Consider the following 22721-nt stretch of genomic DNA (forward strand, 5'->3'; position numbering starts at 1 on the left):
TCGAACAGGAGCAGGAATGACCGGTGGACCCGAGCCCATCAACGCCGTCGCCCGCGAGGAGCTCGAGAAGGAGCTCGCCGAGCTGCGCGCCGAACGCGATGCGGTCGCCGCCACCCTGCGAGACGGCGGGGACGACCAGACGGGCGACAGGGCGGACCAGGCCGACGAGTTGATGCGCGCCGACGAGGCCGACCGGCTCAACGGGCGCATCAGGGAGATCGAGGGCCGTCTGGAGGAGGCCTCCGCCGTCGCCCCGCCGGCCGCCGGCACGATCGGCGTCGGCAGCAGCGTGACCGTGCGGTTCGACGACGGCACCGAGTCCACCGTGCGGATCGCGGAGCTGGCCGACGCGCTCGACCCCGGCCTGGTGACCGGCGACAGCCCGCTCGGCAAGGCGCTGCTCGGCCACGGCGCCGGCGACACCGTCGCGTACGAGACGCCCGGGGGCCGGGAGACCGCGACCGTGGTCTCGGTCGGCTGACGGCGCCGTGCCGGAGGCGGACGCCGGAGCGGGACGGGAACGCGAGCGCGAGCGGGGACGGGAGCGGGAGCAGGAGCGGTTCAGGGAGGCCGACCGCAAGGGCGGCCCCGGGCACACCGTCCTGGTGGCCCTGGTCCTGGCCGTGCCGGTCACCAAGGTCACCTACACGGTCGGCGGCGGCGACGCGGTCCGCGACGTGCTCGTGGGCATGGAGCCGGCGAACTGGCCGGACGTCCTGCTCGGCATGGTGATCACCGATCCGCTCCTCGGGTCGGTGCTCGCCGTCGTCGTCTCCCGCGTGGTCTTCGCCCTCTTCGCCGCGCGCGGCGCGGTGCCGGTGGGCGGCGGGCGGGCCCGGTCGCTCCAGCGGCTGGGGCTCACGGCCGTCACCCCGATCGCGGTGGGCGTCATCGACGCGTGCTTCTTCGGGCCGTGGTGGGGGCTGGGCACCGCGCTGGCCGCCTTCGCGCTGCGGCAGGGCGTGATCGAGGAGTACCGGACGGGGCGGCGCGGGCCGCACCGGTCGCACGGCCCGGAGGAGCACCACGACACCGGCCACCGGCCGCCCGGCTGGCTGCGCCGGGCCGCCGGGGCCGAGCAGTGGGCGGCCCTGGTCCTGACCGTGGTGGTGCTGCCGTTCCTGTTCTTCGCCTCGGCCCTCGACGGGCAGTCGTGGACGTCGATCGTGACGTGCCGGGTCACGAGCGGCGCCGGGACGGCGGACGACCGCCTGATCGAGCTGGGCCGCAAGGGCAACGGGGTCGTGGGGTGGAACCTGGACTCCGAGCAGGTCTCGAACGGCCTCGACTGCACGGCCGGGGAGAGCCGCTTCGTGCGCGAGCCGTGGTGGCGCGGCTGAGGCCTCCCGGCGGCTCCGGAAGGGCCTCAGCCGGTGACGATGCCGGTGACCAGGTTGATCGTGGTGGCCAGGATGCCGGCCCCGAAGACGTACGACAGCAGGCAGTGGCGCAGGACGATCGCGCGGAGCCCGGCGGTGGAGACGTCGGTGTCCGAGACCTGGTAGGTCATGCCGAGGTTGAAGCTGAAGTAGAGGAAGTCGCTGTAGCGGGGCGGGGCCCCGGTGTTGAAGTCGATCCCGCCGTCCGGTTCCAGGACGTAGTAGTGGTACGCGTAGCGGGTGGCGTACATCAGGTGGAGCGCCGCCCAGGCCATGAAGACGCCGCAGAGGGCCGTCGCGGCCGCCGCGTGGCTCAGGTCGGTGCGGCCGACCAGGAGCAGCACGACGATGCCGACCAGACCGGCCAGGGAGGTCGTGACGACGGCGAGTTCCTCGACGACGGGCCGGAACTCCTCGCGGCGGACGTTGTGGTGGGTGGTGGCGGCGTCCATGGGCCACAGGACGATCCAGCCGGCGACGACGAACGCGGTCTCCGCCATCGCCGTTCTGGCCGGTGACGGTGTCGAGGGCGATGTGCGCGTTCGCGGGCCTGACGTCGTCGGGCATCTCGACGTCGGACTCCTTGCCGCGCCCGACGACCCGCTCCTGCTCCTGCTCCTGCTCCTGCTCCTGCTCCTGCTCCTGCTCCTGCTCCTGCTCGACGGTGAGCGCGTCCCAGGCCGCCATGTCGTGCACGTACTTCTGCACGACGACGTGGCCGCCGCCCTCGAAGCCGGGGTCCTCGGCGCCGAGGTGGACGGTCACCACCAGGAAGAGGACCGCCCGGGAGGGCGGCACGAGGACGGGCTGGGGTACGGCCACGGCGCTCCCGCCGGAGATACGGCCCCGCGGAACGGAACGGGAAGTCGGACACATGGAACGAGAAGTCGGACAGTCGGACATTCGGACAAAAGGTGCTCAGGGGACAGCGTCAGCGTAGGGGGACGTGATCCCTCGCGCAGCCCGGCGCGGCGGTCCCCGCCGGGGGCGAGGCGCGCGGCCCGTACGGCGCCCCACCGGGGCCGGCGGTACGCGGTCCGTATGACGGCCCCCGCCGGTGCGAGCGGCGCGCGGCGCGCACGACGCCCCACCGGACCGGGCGGCGCGCGACCCGTACGGCGTCCCCCTCCGGACCGGGCGGCGCGCGATCCGTACGGCGGCGGCCCGCTCCGGACCGGGCGACGCGCGGCAACCCGTACGCCGCGACCTCCCGGCCGGGCGGTGCGCGGCCCCGCGCGGTCGGCCCTTCCGGGCCGAGTGGCATGGCCACGGAGGCGGACATAGCCTGCCCGAAGGGGCTGTTCCGTCCCGTACCGCCCATGCCCCGCGGGGCGAGAGGGTGAAGATCCTTGAGCACCGACCAGGAGAAGCCGGAGACCCTCCAGGACGCACCCGAGGCCCTGGAACCCCGCGTGGGTCCGGCCCCCGAGGGCGATCCGGAGTTCCACCCGTACCACCACCCCGCCGCCGGCTGGGGCGCCGCCAGGAGCGTCACCGGCTTCATGGTCCGCGAGGGCGCCCTCCCGCTCGACGGGCCCCGGGCGATCATGAAGATGAACCACGAGAACGGCGGGTTCGACTGTCCCGGCTGCGCCTGGCCCGACGACACCAAGGGCCTGCACCTGGACATCTGCGAGAACGGGATCAAGCACGTCACCTGGGAGATGACCCGCAAGCGGGTCGGGCGCGAGTTCTTCGCCGCCCACTCGGTGACCGAGCTCGACGGGTGGAGCGACCACGCCCTGGAGAACGAGGGCCGGCTCACCGAGCCGATGGTCTACGACCCGGAGACCGACCACTACGTGCCGATCGCCTGGAAGGACGCCTTCGCCCTCGTCGGCCGCACCCTGCGGGAGCTCGACCACCCGGACGAGGCGACCTTCTACACCTCCGGCCGGCTCGGCAACGAGGCCACCTTCCTCTACCAGCTCATGGCCCGCGAACTGGGCACCAACAACCTGCCCGACTGCTCCAACATGTGCCACGAGGCCAGCGGCCGGGCGATGCAGGCGGCCCTGGGGACCGGCAAGGGCACCGTCGACCTGGAGGACTGGCAGACCGCCGACGCGCTCTTCGTCATCGGCGTCAACGCCGCCTCCAACGCGCCCCGGATGCTGACCGCCCTCGCGGAGGCGTACCACCGCGGCGCGCAGATCGTGCACGTCAACCCGCTCGTCGAGGCGGCGGCCACCCGCACGATCATCCCGCACGACTTCAAGGACATGGCCACCTTCCGCTCCACCCGCACCGGCACCCTGGACCTCCAGGTGCGCATCGGCGGCGACATGGCGCTGCTGCGGGGCATGGCCAAGGCGCTCCTGGAGCAGTCCGCGACCGACCCCAAGGCCCTGGACCGGGAGTTCGTCGAGCGGCACACCAGCGGTTTCGAGGAGTACCGGGCGCTGTGCGAGGCGACCCCGTGGGAGGAGCTGGAGACCCAGTCGGGGCTGAGCCGGGACGACATCCTGAAGGCGGCCCGCGTCTACCGCGAGGCCGACCGCACCGTCATCAGCTGGTGCCTGGGCGTCACCCAGCACGAGCACGGCGTCGACACCGTCCGCGAGATCGTCAACCTGCTGCTGCTCCGCGGCAACCTGGGCCGCGAGGGCGCCGGCCCCTCCCCCGTGCGCGGGCACAGCAACGTCCAGGGCAACCGCACCTGCGGCATCGACCACCGCCCCGGCGAGGAGTTCCTCGACCGGCTCGCCGAGGTCTGCGGGATCGACCCGCCCCGCGAGCACGGCAAGGACACCGTCGCCGCCATCAGGGCCATGCGCGACGGGAAGGTCAAGGTCTTCGTCGGCATGGGCGGCAACTTCGCGCTCGCGGCCCCCGACACCCCGGCCACCCACGAGGCGCTGCGCACCTGCGAGCTGACCGTCCAGGTGAGCACCAAGCTGAACCGCAGCCACGTCGTGCACGGGCGGCGGGCGCTGATCCTGCCCTGCCTGGGCCGGACCGAGAAGGACCACCAGCGCAAGGGGATCCAGAGCACCTCGGTCGAGGACTCGATGAGCATGGTGCACCTGTCGGTCGGCATGAAGCGCCCCGCCTCTCCGCACCTGCTCTCCGAGCCGGCGATCATCGCGGGCATGGCCCGGGCCGCGCTGCCGGACAGCGCCACGCCGTGGGAGTGGTACGTCGAGGACTACGACCGCATCCGGGACACCATGGCGCGGGTGCTCGACGGCTTCGAGGACTTCAACCGGCGGGTGCGCCTGCCGCTGGGCTTCCGCATCAAGCAGCCCGCCCGCGAACTGGTCTTCCTCACCGCGTCCGGCCTGGCCGAGTTCTCCTCCTCCGCGCTGCCCGACGTGCTGCCCGCCCCCGGCGAGCTGGCCCTGGGGACCATGCGCTCCCACGACCAGTGGAACACCACGATCTACTCCGACAACGACCGCTACCGGGGCGTCAAGAACCTGCGCACGCTCGTCTTCATGAACCGGGCCGACATGCGCGAGCGCGGCATCGGCGAGATGGACGCGGTGGACATCACGAGCACCGCGCGGGACGGCAGCCACCGGCGCCTGAACGGCTACCTCGCCGTCCCGTACGACATCCCCCGGGGGTGCGCGGCCGGCTACATGCCCGAGATGAACGTCCTGTGCGCGCTGGACGACTACAGCACCCAGAGCGACCAGCCGATCATGAAGCACGTCAGGGTCACGATCGTCCCGGCGGGCTCTTCCGCGTGACCGCGTGACGGTACGGGTACGGCTACGGGGCGCACCCCGCGTCGCGCGCGTCTCTCCCGGGGCGGCTACCGTCGGCGGTCGGGCGGCGTGACACCGCGACCCCGGGATCCGGCGTCCGGTCCACCGGCCGGAGCCGAAGGGAGGAAGAACCATGGGACGAGTGACCGCGCGGCGGCGCGTCCTGCGCGTGCGGGAGGGAGGGGCCTCCTACCGCCCGGACACGCTGGCCGCCGAGGAGCCGATGGAGATCCGGGTCGGCGGGCGTCCGCTGACCGTGACGATGCGCACCCCGGGCGACGACTTCGACCTCGCGGCCGGTTTCCTGGTGAGCGAGGGCGTGGCGCACGCGGCAGGGGACGTGGCCGGGATCCGGTACTGCGCGGGCGCCACCTCCGACGGCGGCAACACCTACAACGTGGTCGACGTCGCCCTGGCGCCGGGCGTGGCCGCCCCCGACGCCTCCCTGGAACGGAACTTCTACACGACCTCCTCGTGCGGCCTGTGCGGCAAGGCCAGTCTGGACGCGGTGCGCACGACGGCCGCCTGGTCCGTCGCGGAGGACCCGCTGCGGATCGGCACGGAGGTGCTCACGGCCCTCCCCGACCGGCTGCGGGCGGCCCAGCGGGTCTTCGACAGCACGGGCGGTCTGCACGCGGCCGGGCTCTTCTCGGCCGGGGGCGAGCTGCTCTGCCTGCGGGAGGACGTCGGCCGGCACAACGCCGTGGACAAGGTCGTCGGGCACGCCCTGCGGTCGGGGCTGCTGCCGCTGCGCGGGACGGTCCTCATGGTGAGCGGCCGGGCCTCCTTCGAGCTGGTGCAGAAGGCCGTGATGGCGGGGATCCCGATGCTCGCGGCCGTCTCCGCGCCCTCCTCGCTCGCCGTGGACCTGGCGGCGGAGAGCGGACTGACCCTGGTCGGGTTCCTGCGGGGCGCGTCGATGAACGTGTACTGCGGGGACGAGCGCCTGGAGACCGTGCCGGTGGCCTGAGGCAGGCCACCGGCACGGTGCGGGCGGTGTCCGGCGGCCCTACGCCGCTTCGGCGGGGCTCTCCGCGTCCTCGCGGTGCGCACCGCCCCCGGGGTCGCCCTTGCGGACCGTGCAGTGGATCGAGTCGTCCGCCACGTCGGCGACGATCGTGTCGCCGGGCTCGGCGTCGCCGCCGAGCAGCAGGGAGGCGACCCGGTTGTCGAGCTCCGTCTGGATGGTGCGGCGCAGCGGCCGGGCGCCGAACGCGGGCTGGTGGCCGTGGGCGACGAGGAGCTTCTTCGCCGCCTCGGTGACGTCCAGGGTCATGCCCTGCGCGTGGACGCGGTGCTTGCTGCGGTCCAGGAGGTGGTCGACGATCTCCGACAGGTCCTCCTCGGTGAGGCTGTGGAAGACGATGATGTCGTCGATGCGGTTGAGGAACTCGGGCAGGAAGCGTCCCCGCAGGTCCTCCATCAGCTGATCCTTGAGCTCGGCCGCGTCGCCCTCGTGGTCGAGGATGCGGTGGGCGCCGATGTTGGACGTCATGATGACGACGCAGTGGCGGAAGTCGACCGTGCGGCCCTGCCCGTCGGTGAGGCGCCCGTCGTCGAGGATCTGGAGCAGGGTGTTGAAGACGTCCGGGTGGCCCTTCTCGATCTCGTCGAACAGCACCACGCTGTAGGGCTGGCGGCGGACCTTCTCGGTGAGCTGGCCGGCCTCCTCGTAGCCCACGTACCCGGGAGGCGCTCCGACGAGCCGGGCGACCGTGTGCTTCTCCTGGAACTCGCTCATGTCGAACCGGATCATCCGGTCCTCGTCGCCGAAGAGCAGGTCGGCGAGGGTCTTGGCGAGTTCGGTCTTGCCGACGCCGGTGGGTCCGAGGAAGAGGAAGGAGCCCACGGGGCGGTCGGGGTCGCCCATGCCGGCCCGGTTGCGGCGCACGGCCTCGGAGACCGCCGTGACCGCCTCGTCCTGGCCGACGATCCTGGCGTGCATCTCCTCCTCCAGCCTGAGGAGCTTCTCCTTCTCGCTGGCGGTGAGCTGGGAGACGGGGATGCCGGTGCGGCGGGAGACGATGTCGGCGATGTCGCCGGCGGTGACGGAGACGACGCCCTCGCGCCGCTCCTCGATGCCCGCGAGTTCGCCCTCGACCTCGGCGATCCGCCGCTTCAGGTCGGAGGCCTTCTCGAACTCCTCGCCCGCGACGGCCTGGTCCTTCTCGCGGCGCAGCTTGGCGAGCCTGTCCTCGCGGCTGACGACCTCGGTGGAGCGGGCGCCGCTGCGCAGCCGCACCCGGGCGCCGGCCTGGTCCATCAGGTCGATGGCCTTGTCGGGCAGGAAGCGGTCGCTGACGTAGCGGTCGGAGAGCTCCGCCGCCGCGGCGAGGGCGCCGTCGGCGAAGCGCACCTGGTGGTGGGCCTCGTAGGCGTCCCGCAGCCCTTCGAGGATCTGCACGGTCTCCTCGACGGTGGGTTCGGGGATCAGGACCGGCTGGAAGCGGCGTTCGAGGGCGGCGTCCTTCTCGATGTGCTTGCGGTACTCGTCGATGGTGGTCGCGCCGACCACGTGCAGCTCACCGCGGGCGAGGGCCGGCTTGAGCATGTTGCCGGCGTCCATCGAGCCCTCGCCGGTGGCGCCGGCGCCGACGACCGTGTGCAGCTCGTCGATGAAGAGGACGATGTCGCCCTGTGCCTTCTGGACGTCCTCGATGACCTTCTTCAGGCGCTCCTCGAACTGTCCGCGGTACTGGGCGCCGGCCACCATCCCGGAGAGGTCGAGGGAGACGACGCGCTTGTCCTTGAGGGTGTCGGGCACCTCGCCCGCCACGATGCGCTGGGCGAGGCCCTCGACGATGGCGGTCTTGCCGACGCCGGGCTCGCCGATGAGGACCGGGTTGTTCTTGGAGCGCCGGGAGAGGATCTCGATGGTCTGCTCGATCTCCTCGGCCCGTCCGACCACCGGGTCGAGCTTCCCGGCCTTCGCCTCCTCGGTGAGGTCCCGGCCGAACTCGTCGAGGGTGGTGGCCGGCTGCTTCGGGGCCGCCGGGGCGCCCTCGCCGCCGAAGGCCGCCTGGTCCGCGGCGCCGCGCAGCTTCGAGACGTCCAGGTCCTCGGCGCGCAGGAAGCGGGAGGCGCCGGAGTCGGGGTCGCCGAGGAGGGCGCCGAGGACGTGCTCGGGGCCGATGTACGACACGCCGGAGGCCTGCGAGCGGGCGTGGGCGAGGGCGAGGGTGCGCTTGGCCGCCGGGGTGAGGCCGGGCTCCGAGGAGGGCTCGGCGGACTCCCCGGGCAGCACCTCGGCGATCCGGCTCGCGAGGGCGTCGGGGTCCACGCCGCCCTCGGCGAGCAGCCTGCGGGAGGGGTCGACCCGGGTGGCGGCCCACAGCAGGTGCTCGGTGTCGAGGTCGGACGTGCCGTCCTCGACCGCCTTGCGGGTGGCCAGGTTGAGCAGCTCGTGCGAGGACTCGGTGAGGAGCCTTCCGATGGGGACGCGTTGCACGGCCGGGGGCGAGGAGGCCGGCGACATGCCGAAGAACCGGTTCAGCATCTCGCTGAACGGATCGGAGGAACCGAAGGGGGAACCGAACGCCATCGACATGTCTGCTCCAGAGAAGCGCGGGGGGATCCCTCTCACCGAGCGGGGGGAATCCCTCTCACTGAAACGCCATGTCCACCGCTCCGCAAACGGAGCGGACGCGGGCCCGGACCGGCCGAGAACGGGACTCCGGGCCCGGAGCGGGCAGGACTCCGGGTCCGGCGCGGACGGACGCGGAAGCCGGCACGGGCGGGACTCCGGGCCCGGTACGGACGGGACTCCGGGCCCGGTACGGACGGGACTCCGGGCCCGGTACGGACGGACGCGGAAGCCGACACGGGCAAGGACTCCGGGCCCGCGCGGGCGAGAGCCCGGATCCGGCACGGGCAGGGCTCCGGACCCGGCGCGGGCGGAGCGGAAGCCGGCACCGGCGGGGCTCCGGGTCCGGCGCGGGCGAGAGCCCGGATCCGGTACGGGCAGGGCTCCGGACCCGGCGCGGACGGGGTTGCGCGCACGACATGGGCGGAATGTCCGACACGCCCGCCCCGCCCGTATCGTCCGGGTTCCCGGGTCCCGGGGGCGCGTCCGCCGACGATGGCTCCATGAGCTCCGAGATCCCCCCGCGTCCCCACGGCCCGCAGGTCGGCGCGGCCGCGCTGGTCCGGCGGCCCAGGCTGTGGCTGGTGCCGACCGTCCTGAGCGCCCTGGTCGCCCTGGTCCTCTCGCTCCTCTACATGGGGGGCATCCTCAGCCCGTCCGAGAGCCTGCACCGGCTGCCCGTCGCCCTGGTCGACGAGGACCAGGGGCCGCCGCCGCCCGGTCAGCGGGAGAGCCTGGGGCGGCGGATCACCGACTCGATCGCCGCGGCCGGCGCCTCGGACACCGGCGTCGACTGGCGCCGGATGGACCGCGCGGCGCTCCAGGACGCCCTGGAGTCCGGGAAGGTGTACGGCGCGCTGGTCGTCCCGAAGGACTTCACCGCGTCCGTCGCGGCGCTGACCACGAACCGGGCGACGGCCCGGCCGAGGATCGACGTGCTCACCAACCCCGGTGTCGGCAGCCTGGGTTCGTCCATGGCGTCCCAGATCGCGCAGACCGCCGCCCACCGGGCCTCCCTGGACATCGGCGAGCGGCTCGCGGCCCCGGCCGCCGTCCCCACCGCGCGGCTGCTGCTCGCCGACCCCGTGGAGGTCGTCGTCGGCGTCGGCCATCCGATCGGCCGGCACAGCGGCCTCGGCCTCACCGCCTTCTACTACACCCTGCTGCTCGTCCTCGGCGGCTTCATCGGCGGGAACACGATCAGCAGCGGGGTGGACACCGCGCTCGGCTACGCGGACAGCGAGCTCGGTCCCTGGCACACCCGCCACGCGACCGTGCCCGTCAGCCGCACCCAGACACTGCTCCTGAAGATGCTCATGACGGCCGGGATCTCGGTCCTCACCACCACGCTCGTCATGGTGGCCACGGTCGGGATCCTCGGCATGGACGCCGACCACCTGCCGACGCTGTGGCTGTTCTCCTACTGCGCCACGGTCGCCGTCGGCCTGGGGGTCCAGGCCATCAACGCCGCCTTCGGCGGCATCGGCCAGCTCGTCTCCATGTTCGTCTTCATCGCCCTCGCCCTGCCCTCCTCCGGGGCGACCGTCCCGCTGGAGGCCACCCCGGGCTTCTACCGCTTCCTGGGCGTGTTCGAGCCGATGCACCAGCTCAGCGAGGGCGTCAGGGCCATCCTCTACTTCGACGCCCGCGCCGACGCCGGTCTCGCGCGCGGCTGGATCATGATCGCGGTCGGCGTGGTCGCGGCCCTGCTGTTCGGCTTCGCCATGACCCACTACTACGACCGCAGGGGGCTGCGCCGGCTCACTCCGCAGCCCGAGTGAGCCTCCCCTGCCGCTCCCCTACTCCTCCTCGTCCCACGGCGGTTCGAGCTCGTCGAAGTCGAAGGGCGGTTCGTCGTCGTCCGGGGCGGCGGGCGCGGCCCCGGACGCCCGGTCCCCCCGTGCGGGTGCCGCCGGGGCCGGGTCGGACGACGCGGCGGGGGCGGACGCGGCCGGGGCGCTTCCGGCCGGGGCCGGGTCCTGCCCGGCCGCCGGGGCCGTGGAGCCGGCCTCCGCCAGCGTCTCCAGGACGCCTTCGGCGTACTTGGTCAGCTTGGCCTCGCCGACGCCGCCGACGGTGCCCAGCTCCTCGACCGTGCCGGGGAGCAGGGTCGCGATCTCCCGCAGCGTCGCGTCGTGGAAGACGACGTACGCCGGGACGCCCTGCTCGCGGGCGGTCGCGGCCCGCCAGGCGCGGAGCGCGTCGAAGACCGGGACGGCCTCCGCAGGCAGGTCGACCGGCACGCGGGCGCCCTTGCCGGAGCGGCTCCCGGACTCCTTCCGGGCCGGGGCGACCGCCTTCTCCTTGCGCATCTGGACGGTGCGGCGGCCGCCCAGGACCTCGCCGCTCTGCTCGGTGAGGACGAGCGTCCCGTAGTCCCCCTCGACCGCGATCAGCCCCTGGGCGAGGAGCTGGCGGACGATCCCGCGCCACTCGGCGGTGCCCAGGTCGGAACCGACGCCGAACACCGAGAGGCCGTCGTGGTCGAACTGGATGACCTTGGCCGTCCGCTTGCCCTGGAGGATGTCGATGATCTGGCCGGCACCGAACTTCTGGCGCCGCTCCTTGGCGAGCCGCCACACCGTGGACAGCAGCTTCTGCGCGGCGACCGTGCCGTCCCAGGACTCGGCCGGGGTCAGGCAGGTGTCGCAGTTGCCGCACGGCTCGCCCTTCTGCCCGAAGTACTCCAGGAGGCGGACCCGGCGGCAGTCGACGGTCTCGCAGAGCGCCAGCATGGCGTCCAGGTGCCTGGCGAGGCCCCGGCGGTGCTGCTCGTCGCCCTCGGAGGAGTCGATGAGCTTGCGCTGCTGGACCACGTCCTGGAGGCCGTACGCCAGCCACGCCGTGGCCGGCTCGCCGTCGCGGCCCGCGCGGCCGGTCTCCTGGTAGTAGCCCTCGACGGACTTCGGCAGGTCCAGGTGGGCCACGAACCGCACGTCCGGCTTGTCGATGCCCATGCCGAAGGCGATCGTCGCCACCACGACGACCCCGTCCTCGCGCAGGAAGCGGGCCTGGTTCGCGGCGCGCGTGCGGGCGTCCATGCCCGCGTGGTAGGGCACGGCGTCGACGCCCTGCTCCACCAGGAGCGCGGCGGTCTTCTCCACGGAGGACCGCGAGAGGCAGTAGACGACTCCGGCGTCCCCCGCGTGCTCGGTCTTGATCAGCTCCAGGAGCTGCTTGAACGGGTTGTTCTTGGGGACGATCCGGTACTGGATGTTCGGCCGGTCGAAGCCGGCGACGAAGTGCCGGGCGTCCTCCAGGCCCAGCCGCTTCGCGATCTCGGCGTGGGTGGCCTCGGTGGCCGTCGCCGTCAGCGCGATCCGCGGCACCTTCGGCCACCGCTCGTGCAGCATGGACAGGGCCAGGTAGTCGGGCCGGAAGTCGTGGCCCCACTGGGCGACGCAGTGCGCCTCGTCGATCGCGAAGAGCGACACCCGGCCCCGGTCCAGGAGCCGCTGCGTGCCCTCGGTCCGCAGCCGCTCGGGGGCCAGGTAGAGCAGGTCCAGCTCGTCCGCGAGGAACGCCTGCTCGACGGCCTGCCGCTCGTACGGGTCCTGCGTGGAGTTCAGGAACCCGGCCCGCACCCCGAGGGCCCGCAGCGCGTCCACCTGGTCCTGCATGAGCGCGATGAGGGGCGAGATCACGATGCCCGTGCCGTCCCTGACCAGGGCCGGGATCTGGTAGCAGAGGGACTTGCCGCCGCCGGTCGGCATCAGCACGAGGGCGTCGCCGCCGCCGACGACCTGCTCGATGATCTCCTGCTGCTCCCCCCGGAAGGAGCTGTAGCCGAAGACACGATGGAGCACCCGGGCGGGCTCGGAGATCTCTGGGGAAGCGTCGGAGAGGACCATTCGTGAAGCGTATCCGCCCCCGCCGACACCCCGGCCCCGTCCGCCGCAACCTGTGGACGACCGGCCGGCCCACCCCCCGGCGGCCTGTGGACGACCCGGCCGGCCCGGCCCCGGTGGCCTGTGGGCGGCCTTCCCCGGGCGACCCCGGCGAGCCCGTGGGTCCCCGGCCCCGGCGGCGCCCGCCCCCCCGGCCCCTCACCGGCTCAGGTCGGCCCCCTCCCTGGTGTCGTCGAGGAAGCCGCCCGACTGGTGCTGCCACAGCTTGGCGTAGGCGCCGTCCGCGTCGAGCAGCGCCCGGTGCGTGCCCTGCTCCACGATCCGGCCCCGGTCCAGGACGACGAGCCGGTCCATCCCGGCCACCGTGCTCAGCCGGTGGGCGACGACGAGCGCGGTCCGCCCCTCCATGAGGCGCCACAGCGCCTCCTGGACGAGGAGTTCGCTCTCGGAGTCCAGGGCGCTGGTGGCCTCGTCGAGGAGGAGCACCGGGGCGTCGCGCAGGATCGCCCGGGCGAGGGCGACCCGCTGGCGCTGGCCCCCGGAGAGCTTCACGCCCCGCTCGCCCACCATGGTGTCGAAGCCGTCGGGGAGCGCGTCGGTGAACTCGGTGACGTGCGCGGCGTCGGCCGCGCGGCGGATCTCGGCCTCGGTGGCGTCCGGCCGGGCGAAGGCGATGTTGTCCCGCAGGCTCCGGTGGAACATCGCCGGGTCCTGCGGCACGTAGGCGATCATGCTCCGCAGGTCGGCCTGGCGCAGCCGGCTGATGTCCTGGCCGCCGATGAGGATCCGGCCCCCGTCGACGTCCGCCATCCGCAGCAGCAGCCGGGTGAGGGTGCTCTTGCCCCCGCCGGACCTGCCGACGAACCCGACCTTCGCCCCGCCGGGCACGTCCAGGTCGAGCCCCTGGAAGAGGGGCTTCGCGCCCGCGTGGGCGAAGGCGACCCTCTCGAAGCGGACGCCGGCGCCCCGGGGCTCCAGCGGCTCCGGTTCCGCCGGGTCGAGCACGGTGGGCGGTTCGAGGAGCAGCTCGGTGAACTGCCCGGCCTCCGTCATCGCGCTCTCCAGGCGCCGGTAGATCTGGTTGAACTCGAACATGATCCGGGTCGCGTTGGAGTAGTAGGTGAAGGCCACGACGACGGCCTCCACGCCGTGCTCTCCCCCGCCGAGGGCGACGGCGAGGACGAGTCCGAGGACGTTCGTCAGGACGGACATCGGCGCGACCAGCGTGTCGATGCGCAGGTTGCCGTAGTCCCAGGACCGCAGGGTGAGCCGCCGCGACTCCGCGACGCGGGAGCGGTGCTCGGCGGCCTCCCGGTCCTCGGCGGCGAACGACCGGACCGTGTCCATGTTCATCAGGCTGTCGGCGACGTGCCCCGACACCCGGGCGATGGCCTGTTCGCGCCGGGCGACGAGCGCCTGGCGGCGGCGGATCAGCGGGGTGACGCACAGGCCCGTGAAGACGATCAGCGCCAGGAGGCCGACCACGAGCAGCGGGTCGTACCGCCAGAGCACCACCGAGGCGAAGATCAGCGGCACGAAGTTGCCCATGATCGAGAAGGTCAGCGTGTCGACGAACACCTCGAAGCGGGAGGCGAAGCCGAGGACCCGTTTGGTCAGCGATCCGGCGAAGTTGTCGTGGAAGAACGAGGAGTCCTTGGCGAACAGCTCGTCCATGCCGACGACGTAGAGCTGTTCGATGCCCCGGGCTTCGAGGCGGTGCAGGCAGTGCAGTCCGACGCGCCACAGCGCCTCGCCGGCCAGCAGCACGCCGGCGAACCCGAGGACGTACGGAAGGTGCGCTCCGACGCCGCCCGCGTTGGTGCCGTCCCCGGCCACCCGTCCGACGAGCTTGGCGACGACGAGCGGCGCGACGTAGAAGATGCCGATGTTGCCGAGCGCCGGCAGCAGCATGGCCGGCGCGGTGAGCCACCGCAGACGGAGCAGTTCCCGTCCGTAGTGGCGCAGTGCGAGGAGCACCGAACCCTTGGCCGGTAATCCCTCGCGCGTTTCAGGTGATCCCATGCCCAACCCCTTCCTGTCGTGCCGAAGGTGAGGAACGGGAGTCTCCCGCGCAAACGCCTCCCCGGTCCACGTGTTTTCGGCGGTCTCCGGGGAGGCCGGGGCAACCTCCCGGACCCGCGCCGCGTCCTTCCGCACAGGACCCGACGCCGACCGGCGGCCACCGACCCAGGAGCCAGGACACCCCATGAGCGACAAGGCCCGGACCCTCTTCGACGCGCTCGACCTCGACCGGGACGGCACCCTGACCCGTGCCGAGGTCATCGACGCCCTGCGGTCCAAGGGCCCCACGCTCGCCGCGCGGGGCGTGATCCCCTTCTGGGGCGTGGGGACCGAAGACGACTCCTCGGCCCTGTTCGACGAGGCCGACATGAACGGCGACCGCGTGCTGTCCTTCGAAGAGTTCTCGACGCTGGTGAACCGGCGTTTCGGCTGGTGAGTCCAGGGGCCCGGCCGTGACGCGCGAACGGCACCGCGCGGGTGGCGCGGTGCCGTTGCGGGGGCCGGTGGCGGCCCGGGGACGGGCGGGTCAGACGGAGACCGCGGGGAGCACCCCGGTGACCGGGGCCGCCAGGTCGGTGAGCTGGTGGAGCTGCTGGAGGTCGTGGAGCCGGTTCAGCCCGCCGAGCTGCTCGGAGAGGCCGGGCAGCCGCGCGGCCTGCTCCTCGGGGAGACCGGTCGCGGCCAGGGAGTCGAGCTCCGTGACCGGGTTGATCGGCGGGCCGAGCGGGCCGGCGGCGGGGGCGGCGCTCGCCGCGGACGCGCCCAGGCACGAGAAGGCGGCGGCGACGGCGAGGACGGAGGAGATGCGTCGTGCTGAGGTCATGCCCCGACCAACGCGGCCGCACCGCCGGCGGACACGGCCGCCCCGTTCCCACCGCCCGAACGGGGGCCCGCCGCCGGAAGCAGAGGGGCGAGGAAAGCGAAGAGACTATTTCATGGAAGGGTGAGAAGGAAGCCTCTTCATGGCCTCGCCCGGGACGACCGTAGCAGTCAGGCGGGGATCAGGTCGCGCAGATTTTCCGGGGTGAAGACGCGCGAGCCCGGCGGCAGGCCGGCGGGGCGGTCCAGACCGATGTACGTGACGGGGCCGTCCGGCACCGCCGTGCCGTCCCAGGCGGCCGGCGCCGGGGCGCCGGCCGCCATCAGGTCCACGAGGTGGCGGACCGTCAGCGGGGCGCGGGCCAGGAGTCCCCGGAGCAGGACCGCGACCGACACCCGGTTCTCCTCGACGCGGTTCGCCGACGGGCTGCCCCTGAGGTAGAGGTGCAGCCAGCGCGCGTGCCAGCGGCCGTCGCCGTCCCGTTCGAACGCGAGCGGCAGCGCGACCCGGCCGGGGCCGCGCAGGTCCGACTTCATGCGGACCGTGCGCGGTTCGAAGGGGCGCCCCTTCTGCTCGGCGTCGCGGAGCATGAAGCCGAAGAACGACTCCTCGACCTCCTCGAAGCCCTCGCCGGAGTAGATGTTCACCTGCGGGACGACGTACGTGCCGCGCACGGCGCCGAGCCGCAGGTCGATGAATTCCGAGGCGCCCCGGGGAGCATCGGTGATGTCACCCGAATGGGCGCCCTCGACCGCGGTGAGGGCGGTGTACGAGAGCCAGGTGACGGTCCGGTGGTCGGCGTCCAGGACGAGGGCCGACAGGTCGTAGTCGGTGCTCCGGACCGTCTGCTTCCAGTACGTGAAGAAGCGCAGCAGGTCGCCCTCCACCGGCGAGACGGACCCGCGCGGCAGGACGCCGAGGCCGTCGGCGGTCGCCCTGCCGCTGAGCGGGAGCGCCACGTCCAGGACGGCGGGGTCGACGAACAGGCGGCCGGGGGCGGGGAGCCGGCGCCGGGTCTCGGCGTCGAGGGCGGCGCACAGGCGTTCGCGCGCGGCGTCCGGCAGCGGGGGCCTGGTGTCGGCGGTGACCCAGGCGCCGCCGAGCCGGTTGACGAAGACCCGGTGCCTCCCGCCCTCGCCCGTCCGGTTCCCGAGGTGTTCGCGGAGGGAGAGGACGACGCGGCCGGAGGCCCCGGGGAGGGCCCGCTCGCACGCGGTGACGACGGCGTCCAGCTCCTCCGGGCCGTCGGCGGCGCGGAGGAGGCGGTCGAGGGCGCGCAGGAGCCGGCCGGGGGCCGAGGCCAGCAGTCCGGCCGCGCCGGTGACGTCGTTCCGGCCGAGCAGTTCCTCCACGCGGCTGTCGAAGGACGGGGCCGTCCTCTCGCCCCGGGCGACGGCGAAGACCTCGGCGGCGTGCGGCCACCGCGGGTACTCGTGCGGGTGCAGCCGCTCGCCCAGGCGCTTCCAGGCCTCGCGGTGCGCGGAGACGTCGGCGAGCTTGGCGGGGCTCGCGGCGACGACGGCGTCGAGGGCGCCGAGCAGGGCGCGGCGGACCGGCCGGGACAGGGCGCGGAAGCGGGTCGGCTCCCGCAGGGCGACGTCGCCGCCGGCGAGCGCGCACGCCAGGCGGAGCACGTCGGTGACGGTGTCCAGGAGCGGGTCGGCGCCGGCCGCGAGCCGGGCCCGGTTGACGACGGCGCGGATCTCCCGGACCGGGATCTCCTCGGGCTGGGGTCCGTCGGCGCGGTGGGCGGCGAGGACGGCGAGGTCGCGCAGGTGGTCGTCGCCGAGCGGGGTGGTGCTTCCGGCCAGGGCCAGGTAGAGGGCGGTGGCCTCGTCGTCGAGCGGGCGGCCGGGGTGCAGGACGGTCACGCGGTCGCCGGCCGTGGCGATCAGCTCGTCGTGGGCGGCGAGCATCTCCTCGTAGGTGTGCCGGTAGGTGCCGTAGGACGGGAGGTCGAGCAGGTTCAGGACGCCGGTGCGCAGCCGTTCGGTCACGCTCTTCCGCGAGGAGGGGTCGGCGAGGGCCTCGGTGACGCACCGCGCCCAGAACTCCTGGGTGTCGGGCACGTTGGCCGGGAAGTCCACGAAGCAGACGTTGTGCCGGACGTGGTCGCCGACCAGTTCCCGGACGGTGTCCAGGGTGGCGGCGGCGGTCGCGAGGACCGTCTCCCGGGCGAGGCCGGAGAGGGCGTCGAACAGGTCGGCCGAGAGCTTGAACCCCGCCGTCGCCAGGGCGGCGTCGAGCTGCCGGGCCGCCCCGGCGCCGTCTCCGGCGGGGCCGGCCGGAACGGGGACGCGGCGGGTGTGGCGGACGACCAGACGTTCGAGGGCGTGATCCATTCCGGCATGCTGCCAGCCTTTCGCACGCACGTGCATGCGGTTTTCACCCCGGAGCGGAGGGCCGACGTGCGGTTCTCGCCACCGGGGCGGAGGCTTCCGCGCACGGATCGCGGCCGGTGCCGGAGGGTCCGTCCGGCGGAATCGGAATCGGATGGTTGGCGAGCGGGATCCGGGGAACCCGCCTAACGTGACCGAAGTACCCCAGTCGACCAGAAAAGGGGCGTACCAGTCATGGGTGAGAGCCACATGGACAAGGCCAAGGGCAAGCTCAAGGAGGCGGCCGGCAAGGCGACCGGCAACGAGCGCCTGAAGAGCGAGGGCCAGGCCGACCAGATGAAGGGCCAGGCCCGCGAGGTCGGCGAGAAGGCCCAGGGGAAGGTCGAGGGCGTCCGTGACTCCCTGAAGCGCGACGACTCCTAGGCTCGCACCTCCGAGACGCTCGGGCCGCCGTACCGCGCTCTGGAGGACGGCCCGTACAGCGGAAGGACCGCCCGGCACCGGCCGGGCGGTCCTCCTCGCGTTTCCGGAGGGCACGGGCGCGGGGCCCGGCGGAGCCCGGGGCCCGTCCGCGGGGGCCCGGAGGGTCCGCGGAGCCTCAGGGAGCCGTCCGTACGGGGAAGCTGAAGGTGCGCCCCTGGCCCTTGAGCCACGGCAGCACCTGCCGCAGGGCCGCGACGGTCTGGGCGCGGTCGCCGCCGCCGTCGTGGAAGAGGATGGTCGGCCCGTTGGACAGCTCGGTCTTGACCGTGTTCACGATCGAGGCCGTGCCGGGCAGCTCGAAGTCCTTGGTGTCCACGTTCCAGCCGAGCGGCCGCATGCCCGCCTCCGCGGCGATCCGCCGGCTGTCCGGCGTGAAGGCCCCGCCGGGCGCCCGGTAGTACTCGACCTTCGCGCCCCCGGCCGCGTCCTCGATCATCCTCTTCGCGTCCAGGATCTGCCGCTTCTGGTACGCGACGGACTTCCTGTCCATCGCGGTGTCGTGGGAGACGGTGTGGTCGCAGAGCCGGTGCCCCTCCGCGACGACCCTCCTGACCAGGTCGGGGTGGCGCTTCGCCTCGGGTCCCACCATGCAGAACACGGCCTTGACCCCGTGCTCCTCGAGGATCTCCAGCATCGGGGGCGTCCAGCGCGGGTCGGGCCCGTCGTCGATGGTGATGTTGACCGCCCCGCCGCCCGCCTCGGCGGCGTGCGCGATGCTCTCGGGCATCTTCTTCGGCGGCGCCTGGGCCGGGCCCCCGGCTCCCCCGTCCGGCGACCGCACGGCCGCCGGGCGCCCGTTCCCGGCGTCGGCCTCCGCCTCCGTCTGCGTGACCGCGGCGGCCGCCCAGACCGCCAGGCCGAGTCCGACCGCGGAGGCGACCACCGCCAGGTGCGCCGTGTACTTGTTCCGCTCCATGGAATCGACCACTCCCCCGTTGTCGCAGGTCCTTCTCCCGCGTGAGAGGACGGTGCGAACGGCAAGAAGGTTTCATCCGGGCGCCGGAAGGTTCGCCGCCGCCGGGAGGCGTACGTCACCCCGGCGCGCGTCCCACCCCTTGGGGAGGCGCCGCGCGGCGGGGCGGAACGGCGGCGGGGCCGAAAGTCGGCCCTCTGGCCGGGAGTACGCGGTGTCCGGCCGGTGCGGCGGACACGCCGGGCGCGCGGAACTGCTGTGTACGCGCCAATGGTGTAGCCCACACCGCGGGGAGCCGCCTGGGGCGGGACCGGCCGGCCGCGCGGGGCCGCACCCGTCGCGGCGTGCGCGGATGCGGCCGGCGGACGCCCGTCACGCTTTCCTCCCAGGTCCTTCACGGGAAGCGCACTTTCGGCCGTCGGCCGCCCGGACCGGCCGCGCGGGGGCAGACGCCGGGCCGCGCCCGTCCCTAGCCTCCCGGGCCATGCGATCCCACCTCACGAGACGCCTCGGTCTCACCGCCGTCCTCGCCCTCTTCCTCGCCGTGTTCGGCCTGGCCCCGACCGCGAGCGCGTCCGCGTCGCTCGCCCCGGCCGAGCTGACCTTCAGCACGGACGCCGCCACGACCACCCCCGGCGGCACGGTCAACCTGTCCATGACGCTGAAGAACAACCAGTCCTACGACGTCTGGTTCGTCTACCAGACGATCGACCCGACCTGGCTCACCAACCAGCGCCCGGACCTGAAGTACTCCTTCACCGGCTGCTCGCTGGCCGGCCCCGGCGGCAGCACCCCCTGCGCCGGCACCGGCCCCGCCAACCTCGGCGCCAACTACGGAGCCACCATCCCGCCCGGCCAGAGCAGGACCGTGACCCTGACGCTCCAGGTCGCCGCCGACTCCGGCTGCAACGGCAACATCGGCTTCTACTCCTACTTCTACGCCGAGTTCAGCGACAGCTCCAGCGTCAGCGGCGGTCCGGCCTACACGCCCGAGACCCGCGTCCTCTGCGCCTGACGCCCTCCGGCCGGGCGGGGCGCGTCCGGAAACAGACCCTCGCCCCGTCCGGCCCGCCGGTCTACACCAATGACGGCCGTCTCGGCCGCCCCACGATCCGCCGACGCCCCGGCCACCCCTCCCACCTGGGCATCGAGCTCCGAGCGCGGAGGGCGGCCGGGATCCGGACCGGACTCCGGTCCGATCGTCACACCGGAACCACCGTCCCGAACGCCCGCGTTTTTCCGTCACCTTTCGCGGCGGGACCACGAAAGCTCCACAGATACCTCACCATTTGACGCGACGGATGCGTGGACGACCGGCCTTCGAGGGGGATGCCGGCGCCCACGAGGGGGTGCGTCCGCTCCTCGGAGCCGTACTCACCCCTGCTCCGGGAGGGGACACCACCGCATGAAGCGGCTCATAGGCACCACCCTGTTCACCGCGGGCACGCTCGTCGCCGCCCTCGCCCTGCCGGGCGCTTCGGCCCAGGCCGTCGAGACGGACCCGCGCATCGACCTGAGGGTCCTCGTCGTGACCGACGGCGGGCCGGCCACCGACGCCATCGCCGCCGAACTGGACGCCGCGGGAACGCCGTACACGGAGATCGACCTCACCCGTGCCGACCGCCCCGTCATCGACGCCGCCTACCTCGCGGACACCGCGGGCGACCGGCACCGGGCCAGGTTCCAGGCCGTGGTCCTGCCGAACGACAACCCGTTCCCGGCCGGCTCCGCGGAGATGACCGCGCTCGCGGACTACGAGCGGACCTACGACATCCCGCAGGTCGACGCGTACACCTACGCCCGGCCCGAGGTCGGCCTCCAGTACGCCGTCTACGGCGGGTACGCGGGAAGCCTCGACGGGGTGCGGGCGCAGACGACCGCGGCCGGGCTCTCGGGCCCGTTCGGCTACCTCGAAGGGGCCGTGCCGTTCGAGGACAACTCGCCCTCCGTGGGCGAGAGCTACGCCTACCTGTCGACGCCGACGGCGGGTGCCGACTTCACCCCGTACGTCGAGGCGTCGATACCCGGGACGGCCAAGCGCGGCTCCCTGGTCGGCGAGTACCGGCACGACGGGCGCCGCGAGCTGGTCGTCACCTTCGTCTACAACCAGTACCAGCAGCAGTTCCGCCTGCTCGCCCGGGGCATCGTGGACTGGATGACCGGCGGGACGCGCCTGGGCGCCTCCCGGAACTACTTCGCCGTCCACGTCGACGACGTGTTCGCGGCCGACGACCGCTGGAACTCCACGCTCAACTGCACGCCCGGCGACGTGGACTGCACCGACCCGAACGCGGTGCCGGACCCGATCCGGATGACGGCCGCCGACGTGGACCACGCCGCCTCCTGGCAGACCTCGCGCGGCTTCACCCTGGACATGGCCTACAACGCCGCCGGCACCGTCGACTTCCGCTCGGACAACAACGGCGCGGACCCGCTGGCCGACCGGTTCGTCGCGAAGCGGAACGACTTCCGCTGGATCAACCACACCTACACGCACGCCTTCCTCGGCTGCGAGCAGAACACGAGCGTGGTGCCGTGGCAGTGCGCCACGAACCCCAACGGCTCGATCAAGTGGGTCTCCCGGCAGGACGTCTCCGACGAGATCGCGCTGAACCGCGTGTGGGGCCAGACCGCCGGGCTCCCGCTGCAGAACGACGAGCTGGTCACCGGCGAGCACTCCGGACTGCGCGTCCTGCCCCAGCAGAACGTCGACAACCCGAACCTGGGGCCGGCCCTCGGCGACAACACCATCGGCTGGCTGGGCTCGGACAACTCCCGCGAGCCCGGACAGCGCCAGGTCGGCACGGCCACGACGGTCCCCCGCCACCCGATGAACGTCTTCTACAACGCGGGCCGGGCCGCCGAGCAGGTCGACGAGTACAACTGGATCTACACCAGCCGCGCGCAGGGCGGCAGCGGGATCTGCGAGGACAACCCGGCCACCACCACCTGCCTGCCCGCCCCGCTCGACCCCGCCACCGGCTACGCGGACCACATCGTGCCCCTGGAGCGGCAGATCGCCCTGGGCCACGTCCTCGCCAACGACCCCAAGCCGCACTTCATCCACCAGTCGAACCTGGCCGAGGACCGCATCGCCTACCCGGTCCTGGACGGCGTCCTCGACGCCTACGACGCGCTGTTCGCCCCGAGCACCCCGGTGATGAACCTGCGGATGAAGGACATCGGACGGGAGCTCCAGCGGCGCTCCGCCTGGCGCACGGCCGTGCAGAACGGCCAGGTCACGGCGTACCGCATCGGCACCGCGGTGACCGTCGAGGCCCCCAGCGGCACGACGGTCCCGGTGACCGTGCCCGAGGGCACCCTGCGGTCCGGCTCCGCCTTCGGCGAGGCGTACGCGGGCGGGCGCTCAGGCTGGACGTCCCTCGCGGGCGCGCCGCTGTCCCTGGCGCTGCCCTCCGCCCCGGCCGCCGACGCGGGCGGCTCCGCCCCGGCCGCGGTCCCGGCCCCGGCGCCCGCCGCCCTGGTCCCCGAGGGCGTGGCCGAGCCCGTCTCCCCCGGCACGGGCGGCTGACCGCCGCACCACCCGGCGCCGATCCCGTACGGCAGCGAGGTCCCGGCCGCCCACCGGCGGCCGGGACCGGCACGACCACTCCCACCACG

15 protein-coding genes and 2 pseudogenes are annotated in these 22721 nt (G+C 73.4%); 9 read left to right on the forward strand and 8 right to left on the reverse strand.

The annotated features are described in order from the left end of the window. Positions 1–16: 16 nt before the first annotated feature. Entirely contained in the window at positions 17–481 is a 465-nt protein-coding gene (locus tag ACIQKA_RS12075; protein ID WP_402540827.1) for a GreA/GreB family elongation factor, read from the forward strand. A 7-nt stretch (positions 482–488) separates the two neighbouring features. Further along, complete coding sequence (locus ACIQKA_RS12080) at positions 489–1340, forward strand: hypothetical protein (protein ID WP_402540829.1); 852 nt, start codon at positions 489–491, stop codon at positions 1338–1340. A 26-nt stretch (positions 1341–1366) separates the two neighbouring features. Here the strand turns inward: ACIQKA_RS12080 and ACIQKA_RS12085 are convergent. Both ACIQKA_RS12085 and ACIQKA_RS12090 read right to left on the reverse strand, forming a co-directional pair. After that, a pseudogene (locus ACIQKA_RS12085) lies at positions 1367–1882 on the reverse strand (DUF1345 domain-containing protein); the annotation flags it as partial. 34 nt (positions 1883–1916) lie between these two features. Continuing rightward, positions 1917–2282: pseudogene (locus ACIQKA_RS12090) on the reverse strand (hypothetical protein); the annotation flags it as partial. A gap of 599 nt (positions 2283–2881) precedes the next feature. On the opposite strand from ACIQKA_RS12090, the gene ACIQKA_RS12095 reads away from it, so the two are divergent. Next, the gene (locus ACIQKA_RS12095; protein WP_402540964.1) at positions 2882–5074 is read left to right on the forward strand and encodes an FdhF/YdeP family oxidoreductase; all 2193 of its coding nucleotides are present in this window, start codon (positions 2882–2884) and stop codon (positions 5072–5074) included. A 151-nt stretch (positions 5075–5225) separates the two neighbouring features. Continuing rightward, complete coding sequence (gene fdhD / locus ACIQKA_RS12100) at positions 5226–6062, forward strand: formate dehydrogenase accessory sulfurtransferase FdhD (RefSeq protein WP_383152055.1); 837 nt, start codon at positions 5226–5228, stop codon at positions 6060–6062. A gap of 39 nt (positions 6063–6101) precedes the next feature. On the opposite strand, the gene ACIQKA_RS12105 is transcribed toward fdhD, so the two are convergent. Then, positions 6102–8639: an ATP-dependent Clp protease ATP-binding subunit gene (locus tag ACIQKA_RS12105; RefSeq protein WP_402540830.1), complete on the reverse strand. Its 2538-nt coding sequence runs from the start codon at positions 8637–8639 to the stop codon at positions 6102–6104. 539 nt (positions 8640–9178) lie between these two features. On the opposite strand from ACIQKA_RS12105, the gene ACIQKA_RS12110 reads away from it, so the two are divergent. After that, positions 9179–10456 (forward strand): YhgE/Pip domain-containing protein, encoded by a 1278-nt coding sequence (locus ACIQKA_RS12110; RefSeq protein WP_402540831.1) that lies wholly within the window; start codon positions 9179–9181, stop codon positions 10454–10456. 18 nt (positions 10457–10474) lie between these two features. On the opposite strand, the gene recQ is transcribed toward ACIQKA_RS12110, so the two are convergent. Continuing rightward, positions 10475–12526: a DNA helicase RecQ gene (gene recQ / locus ACIQKA_RS12115; protein WP_383152058.1), complete on the reverse strand. Its 2052-nt coding sequence runs from the start codon at positions 12524–12526 to the stop codon at positions 10475–10477. A 195-nt stretch (positions 12527–12721) separates the two neighbouring features. After that, positions 12722–14545 (reverse strand): ABC transporter ATP-binding protein, encoded by a 1824-nt coding sequence (locus tag ACIQKA_RS12120; protein WP_402540833.1) that lies wholly within the window; start codon positions 14543–14545, stop codon positions 12722–12724. 184 nt (positions 14546–14729) lie between these two features. On the opposite strand from ACIQKA_RS12120, the gene ACIQKA_RS12125 reads away from it, so the two are divergent. Beyond that, the gene (locus tag ACIQKA_RS12125) at positions 14730–14981 is read left to right on the forward strand and encodes an EF-hand domain-containing protein (RefSeq protein ID WP_383152060.1); all 252 of its coding nucleotides are present in this window, start codon (positions 14730–14732) and stop codon (positions 14979–14981) included. A gap of 90 nt (positions 14982–15071) precedes the next feature. Here the strand turns inward: ACIQKA_RS12125 and ACIQKA_RS12130 are convergent, their stop codons facing one another. Further along, positions 15072–15368: a hypothetical protein gene (locus ACIQKA_RS12130; RefSeq protein ID WP_383152061.1), complete on the reverse strand. Its 297-nt coding sequence runs from the start codon at positions 15366–15368 to the stop codon at positions 15072–15074. Positions 15369–15535: 167 nt separating this feature from the next. After that, positions 15536–17707, reverse strand: coding sequence for a hypothetical protein (locus ACIQKA_RS12135; RefSeq protein ID WP_402540835.1), 2172 nt, complete (start codon positions 17705–17707; stop codon positions 15536–15538). Positions 17708–17938: 231 nt separating this feature from the next. Here ACIQKA_RS12135 and ACIQKA_RS12140 point away from each other — a divergent pair, with 231 nt between their 5' ends. After that, positions 17939–18127, forward strand: coding sequence for a CsbD family protein (locus ACIQKA_RS12140; RefSeq protein WP_062751148.1), 189 nt, complete (start codon positions 17939–17941; stop codon positions 18125–18127). Positions 18128–18302: 175 nt separating this feature from the next. On the opposite strand, the gene ACIQKA_RS12145 is transcribed toward ACIQKA_RS12140, so the two are convergent. Beyond that, the gene (locus tag ACIQKA_RS12145) at positions 18303–19103 is read right to left on the reverse strand and encodes a polysaccharide deacetylase family protein (protein WP_383444886.1); all 801 of its coding nucleotides are present in this window, start codon (positions 19101–19103) and stop codon (positions 18303–18305) included. 481 nt (positions 19104–19584) lie between these two features. Between ACIQKA_RS12145 and ACIQKA_RS12150 the strand changes: the two genes are divergently transcribed. Next, a complete protein-coding gene (locus ACIQKA_RS12150) occupies positions 19585–20115 on the forward strand; it encodes a hypothetical protein (protein WP_383152064.1) in 531 nt (176 codons plus the stop codon). Between the two features lie 390 nt (positions 20116–20505). Then, positions 20506–22632, forward strand: coding sequence for a hypothetical protein (locus ACIQKA_RS12155; RefSeq protein ID WP_402540836.1), 2127 nt, complete (start codon positions 20506–20508; stop codon positions 22630–22632). Positions 22633–22721: the final 89 nt, after the last annotated feature.

This window comes from Streptomyces sp. NPDC092045, assembly GCF_044756005.1.
Classification (GTDB): domain Bacteria; phylum Actinomycetota; class Actinomycetes; order Streptomycetales; family Streptomycetaceae; genus Streptomyces.

Coding starts and splice junctions, on each gene's coding strand:
- ACIQKA_RS12075 (WP_402540827.1), top strand. CDS start 17: ATGACCGGTGGACCCGAGCCCATCAACGCCGTCGCCCGCGAGGAGCTC.
- ACIQKA_RS12095 (WP_402540964.1), top strand. CDS start 2,882: ATGGTCCGCGAGGGCGCCCTCCCGCTCGACGGGCCCCGGGCGATCATG.
- fdhD (WP_383152055.1), top strand. CDS start 5,226: ATGGGACGAGTGACCGCGCGGCGGCGCGTCCTGCGCGTGCGGGAGGGA.
- ACIQKA_RS12105 (WP_402540830.1), bottom strand. CDS start 8,639: ATGTCGATGGCGTTCGGTTCCCCCTTCGGTTCCTCCGATCCGTTCAGC.
- ACIQKA_RS12110 (WP_402540831.1), top strand. CDS start 9,179: ATGAGCTCCGAGATCCCCCCGCGTCCCCACGGCCCGCAGGTCGGCGCG.
- recQ (WP_383152058.1), bottom strand. CDS start 12,526: ATGGTCCTCTCCGACGCTTCCCCAGAGATCTCCGAGCCCGCCCGGGTG.
- ACIQKA_RS12120 (WP_402540833.1), bottom strand. CDS start 14,545: ATGGGATCACCTGAAACGCGCGAGGGATTACCGGCCAAGGGTTCGGTG.
- ACIQKA_RS12125 (WP_383152060.1), top strand. CDS start 14,730: ATGAGCGACAAGGCCCGGACCCTCTTCGACGCGCTCGACCTCGACCGG.
- ACIQKA_RS12130 (WP_383152061.1), bottom strand. CDS start 15,368: ATGACCTCAGCACGACGCATCTCCTCCGTCCTCGCCGTCGCCGCCGCC.
- ACIQKA_RS12135 (WP_402540835.1), bottom strand. CDS start 17,707: ATGGATCACGCCCTCGAACGTCTGGTCGTCCGCCACACCCGCCGCGTC.
- ACIQKA_RS12140 (WP_062751148.1), top strand. CDS start 17,939: ATGGGTGAGAGCCACATGGACAAGGCCAAGGGCAAGCTCAAGGAGGCG.
- ACIQKA_RS12145 (WP_383444886.1), bottom strand. CDS start 19,103: ATGGAGCGGAACAAGTACACGGCGCACCTGGCGGTGGTCGCCTCCGCG.
- ACIQKA_RS12150 (WP_383152064.1), top strand. CDS start 19,585: ATGCGATCCCACCTCACGAGACGCCTCGGTCTCACCGCCGTCCTCGCC.
- ACIQKA_RS12155 (WP_402540836.1), top strand. CDS start 20,506: ATGAAGCGGCTCATAGGCACCACCCTGTTCACCGCGGGCACGCTCGTC.